The 12,384-nt window shown below is 68.5% G+C and carries 10 protein-coding genes; 7 read left to right on the plus strand and 3 right to left on the minus strand.

Annotation, left to right across the window (positions count from 1 at the left end; translation table 11 throughout):
* The first annotated feature begins 1 nt into the window (after position 1).
* Genes pgaB through pgaD form a run of 3 tightly spaced genes read left to right on the plus strand, consistent with a single transcriptional unit; the run spans position 2 to position 3,812 of the window.
* A complete protein-coding gene (gene pgaB, locus DK459_RS23320) occupies positions 2-2,035 on the plus strand; it encodes a poly-beta-1,6-N-acetyl-D-glucosamine N-deacetylase PgaB (protein ID WP_054444166.1) in 2,034 nt (677 codons plus the stop codon).
* Positions 2,032-3,369, plus strand: coding sequence for a poly-beta-1,6-N-acetyl-D-glucosamine synthase (pgaC, locus tag DK459_RS23325; protein WP_020927081.1), 1,338 nt, complete (start codon positions 2,032-2,034; stop codon positions 3,367-3,369). Before pgaB ends, pgaC begins: the two co-directional genes overlap by 4 nt.
* Positions 3,366-3,812 (plus strand): poly-beta-1,6-N-acetyl-D-glucosamine biosynthesis protein PgaD, encoded by a 447-nt coding sequence (gene pgaD / locus DK459_RS23330; protein WP_054441547.1) that lies wholly within the window; start codon positions 3,366-3,368, stop codon positions 3,810-3,812. The genes pgaC and pgaD overlap by 4 nt, the downstream gene beginning before the upstream one ends.
* Before the next feature lie 56 nt (positions 3,813-3,868).
* On the opposite strand, the gene DK459_RS23335 is transcribed toward pgaD, so the two are convergent.
* Positions 3,869-5,119, minus strand: coding sequence for an MFS transporter (locus DK459_RS23335; protein WP_054441548.1), 1,251 nt, complete (start codon positions 5,117-5,119; stop codon positions 3,869-3,871).
* 165 nt (positions 5,120-5,284) lie between these two features.
* Between DK459_RS23335 and DK459_RS23340 the strand changes: the two genes are divergently transcribed.
* The gene (locus tag DK459_RS23340; protein WP_047992936.1) at positions 5,285-6,091 is read left to right on the plus strand and encodes a helix-turn-helix domain-containing protein; all 807 of its coding nucleotides are present in this window, start codon (positions 5,285-5,287) and stop codon (positions 6,089-6,091) included.
* Between the two features lie 215 nt (positions 6,092-6,306).
* Positions 6,307-8,991 carry a penicillin-binding protein 1A gene (locus DK459_RS23345; protein WP_060721664.1) on the plus strand — a complete coding sequence of 895 codons (2,685 nt, stop codon included), beginning with the start codon at positions 6,307-6,309 and terminating at the stop codon, positions 8,989-8,991.
* A 127-nt stretch (positions 8,992-9,118) separates the two neighbouring features.
* On the opposite strand, the gene DK459_RS23350 is transcribed toward DK459_RS23345, so the two are convergent.
* Complete coding sequence (locus tag DK459_RS23350; RefSeq protein WP_006386606.1) at positions 9,119-9,838, minus strand: metallophosphoesterase; 720 nt, start codon at positions 9,836-9,838, stop codon at positions 9,119-9,121.
* Between the two features lie 185 nt (positions 9,839-10,023).
* On the opposite strand from DK459_RS23350, the gene DK459_RS23355 reads away from it, so the two are divergent.
* Entirely contained in the window at positions 10,024-11,199 is a 1,176-nt protein-coding gene (locus tag DK459_RS23355) for a PepSY domain-containing protein (protein ID WP_020927075.1), read from the plus strand.
* The gene (locus tag DK459_RS23360) at positions 11,196-11,396 is read left to right on the plus strand and encodes a hypothetical protein (protein WP_006386604.1); all 201 of its coding nucleotides are present in this window, start codon (positions 11,196-11,198) and stop codon (positions 11,394-11,396) included. Before DK459_RS23355 ends, DK459_RS23360 begins: the two co-directional genes overlap by 4 nt.
* 73 nt (positions 11,397-11,469) lie before the next feature.
* Here the strand turns inward: DK459_RS23360 and DK459_RS23365 are convergent, their stop codons facing one another.
* Positions 11,470-12,297, minus strand: a complete 828-nt coding sequence (locus DK459_RS23365) for an aldo/keto reductase (RefSeq protein ID WP_045953102.1) — start codon at positions 12,295-12,297, stop codon at positions 11,470-11,472.
* Between the last annotated feature and the right edge of the window lie 87 nt (positions 12,298-12,384).

Raw genomic sequence — 12,384 nt, forward strand, 5'->3', positions numbered from 1 at the left:
CATGTTGCTCAAGCTACCCATCCGACTCCTGCTGGCTGCCCTGCTGCTGCTGGCCATCCTGGCGCTGACCGCCTGCGCCAAGGACATCCCGGTCTACACGCCGCCGTCCGAACGGCCCGTGGCGCCCGCCGAACAACCCTGGGCACAGGGAAATTTCCTGGCCCTGGCTTACCACGACGTCGAAGACGAAGACCCCGACCAGGCCTTTCTGAGCGTGCGCACCGACCGCCTGGTCGACCAACTGGCCTGGCTGCGCGAAAACGGCTACCAGGCCGTCTCGGTCGACCAGATCCTGGCCGCGCGCCAGGGCGGCAAGCCGCTGCCCGAACGCGCCGTGCTGCTGTCCTTCGACGACGGCTACCGCAGCTTCTACACCCGCGTCCTGCCGATCCTGAAGGCCTATCGCTGGCCGGCGCTGCTGGCGCCGGTGGGCACCTGGATGGACACCCCCGCCGACAAGCAGGTGGATTTCGGCGGCAGCCCGCAGCCGCGCCAACGCTTCCTGAACTGGGCTGAAATACGCGCGATTTCGCAGTCCGGCCTGGTCGAGATCGCCGCGCACACCGACGCCTCGCACTACGGCGCGCTGGCCAACCCGCAAGGCAATACCGAACCGGCCGCGGCAATCCGCGCCTACGACGCCAAGACCGGCCGCTACGAAAGCGAAGCGCAGTTCGAAGCCCGCATGGGCGGCGACGTGCGCGCCATCAGCCGCAAGATCGAACAGGTCACCGGTAAAAAGCCGCGCGTCTGGGTCTGGCCCTATGGCGCCGAGGGCGGCAGCACCTTGCGCATCGCCGCCGACAACGGCTACCAGCTGGCGCTCACGCTGGAAGACGGCCCTGGCCGGCTGGCGCGCCTGATGTCCACGCCGCGCATGCTGCTGGCCAGCGATCCGCCGCTCAAGCCGTTCGCCAACAGCGTCGTCGGCATGGAGGCCACGCCCTTCATGCGGATCGCCCACATCGACCTGGACTACGTCTACGACCCCGATCCGGCGCAGACCGACCGCAACCTGGGCGAGCTGGTGCAGCGCATCCTGGACATGCAGATCAACACCGTGTTCCTGCAGGCGTATTCGGATCCCACCGGCGACGGGCTGGTGCGTTCGGTGTACTTCCCCAACCGCTGGCTGCCGGTGCGCGCCGACCTGTTCAACCGCGCCGCCTGGCAGTTGCACAACCGCGCCAACGTCATGGTGTATGCCTGGATGCCGGTGCTGGCCTATGACCTGGACGCCTCGATCCCGCGCGTCACGCGCTGGCAGCCCGGCCAGGCCCAGGCGCGGCCCGATCCGGACCAGTACCGCCGCCTGTCGCCGTTCGACGCCACCGCGCGCGCCCGCATCGGTGACCTGTACGAGGACCTGGCGCGCCATGCCATCTTCGATGGCATCCTGTTCCACGATGACGCCGTGCTGTCCGACTTCGAGGACGCCAGCCCCGGCGCGCTGGCCGCCTACCGCGCCGCCGGCCTGCCCGGCGATATCGGCCAGTTGCGCGCCGACCCGGACACGCTGCAGCGCTGGACGCGCTTGAAGAGCCGCGCCCTGGTCGATTTCACGGCCGAACTGACCGAGCGCGTGCGCGCCGTGCGCGGGCCCCAGATCAAGACCGCCCGCAACATCTTCGCCATGCCGATCCTGGAGCCGCAGTCTGAGACCTGGTTCGCGCAGAACCTGGACGACTTCCTGGCCGCCTACGACTGGACCGCCCCCATGGCCATGCCGCTGATGGAGAACGTGCCCAAGGGCCAGGAAAACGCCTGGCTCGACCGGTTGGTCGACGCCGTGGCGCGGCGCCCCGGCGCGCTCGACCGGACTGTATTCGAACTGCAGGCGCGCGACTGGCGCACCGGCCCCGGCCGCCCCGAGGCTACGCCCGTCGACACCGCGGTACTGGCCGGCTGGATGCAACGCCTGCAACTGCGCGGCGCCCGCAGCTTCGGCTACTACCCCGACGACTTCTCGCAAGACCAGCCCCGGTTGCAAGGCATCCGGCCCGCCATCTCCGAAGCCTGGTATCCCCTCCGATGATCGACCGTCTGATTGCCCTGATTATCCTGCTGGCGGTGCTGGGCGCGCCGTTCGGCTTCACCATGATGCTGACCGGCCAGGCGCTGCTGGGCTTCGTCTTCTTCTACCCGCTGTTCATGTCCGGCATGTGGATGGCCGGCGGCCTGTACTTCTGGTGGCATTGGGAACGGCGCTGGCAGTGGGGCCCCGGATCGGCGCCGCCGGCGCTGGCCGGCGATCCGCTGGTGTCGATCCTGGTGCCCTGCTACAACGAGGCCGACAACGGCGAAGAGACCCTGCTGGCCGCGCTCAACCAGCGCTATCCGAACATCGAGGTCATCGCCATCAACGACGGCTCCAGCGACGGCACCGGGCCGATGCTGGACCGCCTGGCCGAACAGCACCCGCGCCTGCGCGTGGTGCACCTGGCGCAGAACCAGGGCAAGGCGATGGCGCTGCGCATGGGCGCGCTGGCCGCGCGCAGCGAGTACCTGGTCTGCATCGACGGCGACGCGGTGCTCGACCCGGACGCCGCCGCCTACCTGGTGGCGCCGCTGATCGACAACCCGCGCGTGGGCGCCGTCACGGGCAACCCGCGCATCCGCACCCGTTCGACCCTGATCGGCCGCGTCCAGGTGGGCGAGTTCTCGTCCATCATCGGCCTGATCAAGCGCACCCAGCGCGTCTACGGCCAGGTCTTCACCGTGTCGGGCGTGGTCGCCGCCTTCCGCCGCGCCGCGCTCGACCGGGTCGGTTACTGGAGCCTGGACATGATCACGGAAGACATCGACATCAGCTGGAAGCTGCAGCGCGACCACTGGTCGATCTTCTACGAGCCGCGCGGCCTGTGCTGGATCCTGATGCCCGAGACGCTGCGCGGCATCTGGAAGCAGCGCCTGCGCTGGGCGCAGGGCGGCGCCGAGGTGTTCCTGAAGAACCTGCGCTCGATCTGGAGCTGGCGCCATCGCCGCCTGTGGCCGCTGATGCTGGAGTTCTGCCTGTCCACCGCCTGGGCCTTCGCCTTCGGCGTGTCGGTGCTGTTGTGGGTGATCAGCCAGTTCGTCACGCTGCCCAACAACATGCACATCGCCAGCCTGATGCCGCCCGCCTTCACCGGCATGATGCTGGCGATGGTGTGCCTGCTGCAGTTCGCCATCAGCATCCTGATCGACCGCCGCTACGAGCCGGGCCTGTGGCGCGCGCTCTACTGGGTCATCTGGTATCCCCTGGCCTACTGGATGGTGAGCCTGTTCACCACCCTGGTCAGTTTCCCCAAAGTCATGCTGCGCAAGCAGGCCGAGCGCGCGCGCTGGACCAGCCCCGACCGCGGCATCAAATCACCGGACGCATCATGATCATCACGACCAAACGCTCGCGCGCGGGCTATCTGTTCGACCTGCTGCTGACCGCGGTCGGCTGGTTCGCCTTCGTCTACCTGTTCGGCGCCGGCATCGTCGCCATCCTGCGTGGCGCGGCGAGCGGGCCGCAGGCGCCGCTCTGGCCGACCTTCCTGCCGACGCTGCAGACGCTCGGCAGCTACGCCGTGCTGGCCCTGTTGAACGCCGCCTTGCTGGTGCTATGGGCGGCCTACAACCACCTGCGCTTCGGTGGCAAGGACCGGCGCCAGCCCATCGCGCCGCTGGACGATCACCGGCTGGCGCTGAGCTTCGCCGTCACGCCGCGCCAGATTGCCCAGTTGCGCGCCGCGCGCGTCGCCATCATCCATCACGGCGGCGACGGCGAGATCCAGACCATCGAGGCCGCCCGCCCGCGCCTGGCCGCCGTGCCGGCGGCCTGAAGGCGCATAGCGACCAGACCGCGCGGGCGGCCGTCACGGGCCGTCACGCGCCCCCCTCAAGCGCGCTTGCGCTCCACGTCCGGCAGCAGCACCGCCACGACGCCCAGCAGCGGCAGATAGGCGCAGACCTGGTACACGTAGCCGATGCTGGTGGCATCGGCCAGCTTGCCCAGCGCGGCCGCGCCCAGCCCGCCCATGCCGAAGGCGAAACCGAAGAACAGGCCGGCGATCATGCCGACCTTGCCCGGCACCAGTTCCTGCGCATACACCACGATGGCCGAAAACGCGGACGCCAGCACCACGCCGATGACCACCACCAGCACGCCGGTCCAGAACAGGTTGGCGTACGGCAACATCAGCGTGAACGGCGCCACGCCCAGGATCGACACCCAGATCACGATCTTGCGGCCGATGCGGTCGCCCACCGGGCCGCCCACTACCGTGCCCACCGCCACCGCGGCCAGGAACAGGAACAGGTACAACTGCGCCTCGCGCACCGACAGCGCGAACTTGTCGATCAGGTAGAAGGTGAAATAGCTGTTCAGGCTGGCCAGGTAGAAGTACTTGGAGAACACCAGTAGCCCCAGCACGCCCAACGCGCCCAGCACCTGGTTGCGCGTCAGCCCGTTGCCGGCGCCTTCGCGCCGGGCGCGGGGCTTGAGGCGCGCGCGGTTGGCGGCGTACCAGCGGCCGATGCCGGTCAGCACCACCATGCCGAACAGCGCCGCCAGCGAAAACCACGCCACGCTGCGCTGGCCGTGCGGAATGATGAACAGCGCCGCCAGCAGCGGCCCCAGCGCCGAGCCCACGTTGCCGCCCACCTGGAACAGCGACTGCGCCAGCCCATGGCGCCCGCCCGAGGCCATGCGCGCCACCCGCGACGACTCGGGGTGGAACACCGACGATCCCGTGCCCACCAGCACCGCCGCCACCAGCAGCCAGCCGAACGACGGCGCCACCGACAGCAGCAGCAGGCCGGCCAGCGTGAAGCCCATGCCCACCGGCAGTGAATACGGCTTGGGGTTGCGGTCGGTGTAGAAACCGATGAACGGTTGCAGCAGCGAGGCCGCCAACTGGTACACCAGCGTGATCAGGCCGATCTGCGCGAACGACAGGCTGAACGAATCCTTCAGCATGGGATAGATGGCCAACAGGATCGACTGAATCATGTCGTTCATCAGGTGCGCCACGCTGATGGCGCCCAATACCGCGAACGCGGTCGAAGGGTCGGCAACGGCGGGCTGCGGCGCGGCGGCCGGCGCGGCGTCATCGGGCAGCGCGGCAGCGGGGGTCTGGGATGGGTTCATGGCTTGGACGGGACGGGGGAAACAAAGAAAAGCCCGGCGCAGCGCCGGACCTTGCCAGTGTAGGAAGCATGCCCGCCCTCCGACTGACAATTTTCGTCGGGAAAGTGACAAAATAGGGCCATTTCCCCATAAATTCGGCCTCCCCCATTTGTCGGAAGTGACAACATGCCCACCCGGCCCACGCGCCTCGACCCGGCCCGCAGCATCGACGCCCAGGACTATCAACACCGTCCCCGCGGCGTGACCGCGATGGCCAAGGAATTTCCCGCCGGCGCGCGCACCGGCGCCCACTCGCATCCGCGCGCCCAGCTCATCTATGCCATCGAAGGCGTGATGCGCGTCACCACGCCCAGCGGCTTCTGGGCGCTGCCGCCGCTGCGTGCGCTATGGGTCCCGGCGGGCGTGTCGCATGGCGTCGACATGGTCGGCGCGGTCTCGATGCGCTCGCTCTACATCCAGGCCGACGCCGCGCAAGCGTACTGGCCGCAATGCCAGGTGATCGAGGTCAGCGGCCTGTTGCGCGAGCTGATCCTGGCCCTGACCGCCGAGCCCATCGACTATCCGTTGGGCGGCCGCGCCGAACAGGTGGCCGCGCTGATCCTGTCCGAACTGGCCGCCGCGCGGGTCGTGCCCATCCAGATCCCATGGCCGCGCGACCGCCGCCTGCAGATCATCTGCGAGGCGATCCTCGACCGGCCCGGGCTGCAGCGCGGCATCGAGGACTGGGGCAGCGAGGTCGGCGCCAGCGCGCGCACGCTCATCCGTCTGTTCCAGGCTGAATTGGGACTGAATTACCGGCAGTGGGTGCAACAGGTGCGCCTGGCCGACGCCGTCTGCCGCCTGTCGCTGGGCGTGCCGGTGGCGCGCATCGCCGCCGACCTCGGCTACCGCAGCGCCAGCGCCTTCAGCGCCATGTTTCACCGTGCCCTGGGCGCGCCGCCGCAACGGTATCTGCACCGACAGGCCGCATGACACCTGCAACCGGCCTTGCCGTTTGTCACGGCGCGCAATACATTTCAGCGCGCGCTTGCCACGCGGCGCTGCGCGAAACCCGCGTGGCGCGTATCCTCAACCCCGTCCCTAAATCCCCTGCCGCCGATCCGAACCGTCCCTGCGGGCAAGTTTGGTTACTGAAACCTTCCGGCGCGGTGGCCGGTCTATAGCGTTCTGCCCTAGAATCGCCAGCAATGAGCACCCCCCAGCAATCCTCCGCCACCCCGGGCGGCAAATCGGGCTTTCCCTGGAAACGACTCCTGATCAAGGCCGGCGTCGCCGTCGCCGGCCTCGGTGTCTGCGGGGCGCTGTTGGTCGGCCTGGCGCTGGCGATCGCCTGGCCCAGCCTGCCCGACCTGCACGCCATGACCGACTACCGGCCGCGGGTGCCGCTGCGCATCTATACCGCCGACAAGGTCCTGATCGGCGAATACGGCGAAGAACACCGCAACGTGCTGCGCTTCGACGAGATCCCGGCGGTGATGCGCCAGGCGGTGCTGGCGGCCGAGGACGACCGCTTCTACGAGCATGGCGGCGTCGACTGGATGGGCATGGTGCGTGCCGTGCTCGTGAACCTCGTCAAGCAATCCAAGACCCAGGGCGGCAGCACGATCACCATGCAGGTGGCGCGCAACTTCTACCTGTCGTCCGAAAAGACCTATTCGCGCAAGTTCTACGAACTGCTGCTGACCTACAAGATTGAATCCGAGCTCACCAAGGACCAGATCCTCGAGCTCTACATGAACCAGATCTACCTGGGTCACCGCGCCTATGGCTTCGCCGCCGCCTCGCGCACCTACCTGGGCAAGCCGCTGTCCGAAGTCACGCCGGCCGAGGCCGCGATGCTGGCCGGCATTCCCAAGGCGCCTTCGCGCTTCAACCCCATCACCAATTTCCCGCGCGCCGAGATCCGCCAGCACTACGTGCTGGGCCGCATGAAGACGCTGGGCTACCTGACGCCGGAACAGACCGAAGAAGCCCTCAAGCAGCACGTAGTGATCCGCGGCGCCGACGGCGCCAGCCTGCGCGGCTTCGCCATCCACGGCGAATACCCGGCCGAACTGGCGCGCCAGCTGATGTACGGCGTGTTCCAGGAGCAGACCTACTCCAAGGGCATCGACGTCTACACCACGATCGACTCCAAGGACCAGGAAGCGGCCTACCGCGCCGTGCGCGACGGCGTGCTGGACTACACCCGGCGCGCGCCCTACCCCGGCCCGGAAGACCAGATCGACCTGCCCGACGGCGTCGAAAAGGACGCCGCGGCGTTCGACGACATCCTCGACGGCGTGCAGGAAAAGACGCCCGACAGCGAAGACCTGCTGACCGCCGTGGTGCTGGCCGCCAGCCCGCAGGAAGTGACCGTGGCGCGCAGCGCGCGCGAGATCATCACCATCTCCGACAAGAAGGCGCTGGCGGTGGTGGCGCGCGCCCTCAACCCCAAGGCCAGTGACAGCCAGCGCATCCAGCGCGGCTCGGTGGTCTACATCCACAAGAACGGCGACGGCTGGGAAATCATCAACATGCCGGCGCTGCAGGCGGCGCTGGTGTCGATGGTGCCGCAGGACGGCGCCATCCGCGCCATGATCGGCGGCTTCGACTACAACCGCGGCACCTTCAACCGCGTCACGCAGGCCTGGCGCCAGCCGGGCTCGAACATCAAGCCGTTCGTGTACGCCGCGGCCCTCGAACGCGGCCTGACGCCGGCCACCCAGGTGTCCGACCAGCCCTTCATGCTGACCGCCGCGCAGACCGGCTCGAAGGACTGGCAGCCCAAGAACGACGGCAACCGCTATGAACCCATGCTGACCCTGCGGCAGGGCCTGTACAAGTCCAAGAACATGGTCACCATCCGCATCCTGCAGGCCATCGGCCCGCAGTACGCGCAGGACTACCTGACCCGCTTCGGCTTCGACAAGGCCCGCTGGCCGGCGGTGCTGCCGCTGGGCCTGGGCGCCGGCGGCGCCACGCCGCTGCAGGTGGTCAACGGCTACAGCGTGTTCGCCAACGGCGGCTACCGCGTCACGCCCTACCTGATCGACAAGGTCACCGACCGCTCGGGCAACGTGCTGATGCAGGCGCAGCCGGTGGTGGCGGGCGACGCCGCCGCGCGCGCCATCGACCCGCGCACCGCCTGGGTCATGGATGACATCCTGCGCGGCGTCACCACCAGCGGCACCGCGGCGCGCGCGCACCAGGTGCTCAAGCGCAACGACATCGGCGGCAAGACCGGCACCACCAACGAGGCGGTCGACGTCTGGTTCTCCGGCTTCACCCCCAGCCTGGCCACCACGGTCTGGATGGGTTTTGACCAGCCCAAGTCACTGGGCACCAACGAATTCGGCAGCGGCCTGGCCCTGACCACCTGGCTCGACTACATGCAGCCGGCGCTCAAGGGCGTGCCCGAGGCCAAGCCGGCGCCGCGTCCCGACGGCCTGCTGGTGGACAACGGCGAATACTATTTCAACGAATTCCCGCCGGGCCAGGCGGTGGCCTCGCTCGACCTGTCCAGCGGCGACCCGCTGACCGACTTCCTCAACAACAACCGCTCCACCGACGGCGTCGACAACTCGGTGCGGCCCCTGCCCGCGCCCGGCGCGGCGCTGCCGCCAGCCACCCCACCGCAGGCGGGCGCGCCGCAACCGGCCCGGCAGGTGCCGACGCAACAGGTGCCGGCCCAGCAGGCGCCGGTGGCGCAGCCGATTCCCGTGCCGGCCGCCGGCGGCGGCGCGCTGGGAGGCACGCTGGGCGGCGGCGCCGGCAATGCCCCCCCGATCCCACCGATTCCGGTGCCACGCGTCGAGGCCGACCCGGTGGCCGGCCCCCGCGCCAGCGTCGTCAGCGGCGGCGACGGGCCGCTGGCGGCGCGGCCGCTCTAGCGTGCTGTCCGGCCGATACCCCCGCGCGAAATCCACGGAACGGCACTAGCGGCCTGGCACCGCAATGCAGACGGGGCGCCCATGGGCGCCCCGTTTCATTTTCCCGCTCCGGTCCCGGCCAGCCCGGCTAACCCGGCTCGACCACCGGGGGCTCGGTCACCACCGCGCGCGGCCAGGCCTGCAGCGTTTCCAGGTCGAGGAAGGTGAAGTAGCCATCCTTCCAGCCCTCGGTATCGATGTGATAGACGTTGCCCAGCGCCAGCGGCTCGGCCACCGGGGTGTGGCCCGCCACCACCGCGCGCACCCCGCGCACGCCGGTGCGGTCCAGTTGCCGCAGTCGCTCGCGCGACCACTGGCAGGCGGCGCTGGTGCGCTTGTAGCGGTCCTGCAACGCCGATTCCAGGCGCGGCCAGAACAACACCGGGCAATCGGCATGCAGCAATCCCACCGCGCCCGACGAGGTCTCGACCTCGATCGCGATAGGCAATTGCCCGAAGGCCTCGGCGTAGACCTGCTGGCGCTCGGCCGGCAGGTCCAGGAACCAGCCGCCGCCGTAGCCGCGCCAGTTCACCACGTCCACCTGGCCGGTGCGGACATGGCGCACCGCATAGTCCTCGTGGTTGCCCTGCACCGCGTAGAACCAGGGCTGCGCCAGCCACTCCAGCGCGGCCTCGCTCTCCGGCCCCCGGTCGACCAGGTCGCCGACGGAAAACAGCCGGTCGCGGCTGGCGTCGAAGCCCATCCGCGCCAGGCTGTCGCGCAGGCGCGTAAAACAGCCATGCACGTCGCCCACCGCGAAATCGCGGCCCAGCTCGTTGCGCGGCACTTTCAGAAAACGTTGCTGCATGATGATCCAGCCCGCCCAATCGGGCCCAGGCTTCCTTTTAACCCGCTTTCATCTGCCCCCAATTACACCTCGCTTGCAAGACGCAACACAAATCGCGTGACGAGAATAGCTATTATTCGTGATAATGTTCCGTCCTTTCCCGAATCTCCATTGAAGGGGGCCGCGCGAGCCGCCCCGCCGTCGCCATGACCGCCGCCTCCACCATCAAAACCTGGTACCTGGTCCACAAGTGGACCAGCCTGGTCTGTACGATCTTCCTGCTCATCATCTGCCTGACCGGCTTGCCGCTGGTGTTCCACCACGAGATCGAGCACTGGCTGGACGACGCCAAGCCCCTGTCCGACGTGCCCGCCTCGACCCCGCCGGCCAACCTCGACAAGCTGGTCGAAAGCGCCAAGTCCATGTACCCCGGCGAAGTGGTCGACTACCTGTTCTTCGACCCCGACGAGCCCCAGGTCTACGTCGGCATGGCCAAGAAGCCCGGCGACGGCATGGTGTCCGGCCACGCGGTGCGCATGGACGGCCGCACCGGCGACGTGCTGCTCGACGGCCCGCTCTACACCGAAGACAAGTTCTCTTTCATGGGCATCATGCTGGCCCTGCACGTGGACCTGTTCGCCGGCCTGCCGGGCGAGCTGTTCCTGGGCTTCATGGGCCTGCTGTTCTGCGTCGCCATCGTCTCCGGGGTGGTGCTGTACGGGCCCTTCATGAAGAAGCTGGAATTTGGCACCGTGCGCGCCGGCCGCTCCACCCGCCTCAAGTGGTTGGACCTGCACAACCTGCTCGGCATCGTGACGCTGGTGTGGGCCTTCGTGGTGGGCGTGACCGGCGTCATCAACGAGCTGTCCACGCCGCTGTTCCGCCTGTGGCAATCGACCGAGCTGGTGCGCATCCTCGAACCCTACAAGGGCCAGGGCGTGCCCGCCGAACTGTCTTCGGCCCAGTCCGCCGCCGACACCGCGCGCAAGGCCCTGCCGGGCAACGAAGTGTCGTTCATCGCCTTCCCCGGCAACGCCTTCGGCAGCCCCCACCACTACATCACCTGGATGCGCGGCGCCACGCCGTTGACCTCCAAGATGAACACGCCCGTCCTGATCGACGGCCGCAGCGGCGAACTGACCACGATCGCGAAAATGCCGTGGTACCTGACCGCGCTGGAATTGTCGCGTCCGCTGCACTTCGGCGACTACGCCGGCCTGCCCCTGAAGATCATCTGGGCCGTGCTCGATCTGATCACCATCGTGGTGCTGGTCAGCGGCCTCTACCTGTGGCTGGCGCGGCGCCGCGCCACCGAAGCCCGCATCGCCGAACTGGTGCGCAAGCACCAGGCCGCCGCCACCCCGCAACGGAGTCCCGCATGAGCAAGCAGAAATCCTCGCGCGGCTTCCTGTTCGTCTGGGGCGTGCCGACCCTGCTGGGCGTGCTCAGCATCTTCGGCCTGCTGGCGGCGCTGCTGGGCACCGGCGCCTGGCACTGGGCCTCATGGACGGCGCTGACCATCCTGCTGGTGGTCATCGCGCGCTACTGGTTCTTCCCGCCCAGGCAACCCGAGGCCTAGAGCCCGGCTGGCACTGAAAGAAGCCCCGCGCAGGCCCTGGGCACGCCGGCGGCGCCCGCCGCTCGCGGGCGCCCTACTTGCCGAACTTTTCCGGATCGGGTCCCAGGCGGGGCCCTTCCTCGATGGCGTCGATCGCCGCCATCTCCGCGCCCGACAGCTCGAAATCGAACACGTCGATGTTCTCGCGGATGCGCGCCGGCGTCACGGACTTCGGGATCACGATCAGGCCATGCTGCAAGTGCCAGCGCAGCGTCACCTGGGCCGGCGACTTGCCATGCTTGCGCGCCAGTTCCAGGATGGTCTTGTCCTGGGTGATCTTGCCCTGCGCCAGCGGACTCCAAGATTCGGTGGCGATGCCGTGCTTATCGTGAAAAGCGCGCAGTTCGCGCTGCGCGAAGCCCGGATGCAGCTCGATCTGGTTGACCGCCGGCGTGACGCCGGTGGCATCGATCAGGCGCTCCAGGTTGGCCTGGGTGAAATTGGACACACCGATCGAGCGGGCACGGCCGTCTTCCTTCATCTCGATCATGGCGCGCCAGGCGTCGACGAACTTCTCGCTGCCCGCCACCGGCCAGTGGATCAGGTACAGATCCACGTAGGCCAGGCCGAGCTTTTCCAGGCTTTCGTCCATCGCCTGGTGGGCCTGGTCGAAACCGTGCCTGTCATTCCACAGCTTGGTGGTGATGAACAGATCCTTGCGCGCCACCCCTGCCGCGCGCAGCCCGGCGCCCACGCCGGATTCATTGCCGTAGATCGCGGCGGTGTCCACCGAACGGTAGCCGGCCGCCAGCGCTTCCTTGACGCTGGCCGCGGCCTGCTCGTCCGGCACCTGCCACACGCCCAGGCCCAATTGCGGAATCTTGCCGCCGTCGTTCAGTTTCACTGTGGGAACCTTCGCCATAACACCCTCCCAAGCTTGCGACGCGACGCTCGCATGGCGAAATCGCGCCAGGTCGCGCAGCCAGGGATGTTGCCGGGCGGTACCCCC

This window comes from Achromobacter sp. RW408, from assembly GCF_003184165.1.
Classification (GTDB): Bacteria; Pseudomonadota; Gammaproteobacteria; order Burkholderiales; family Burkholderiaceae_B; genus Achromobacter; species Achromobacter xylosoxidans.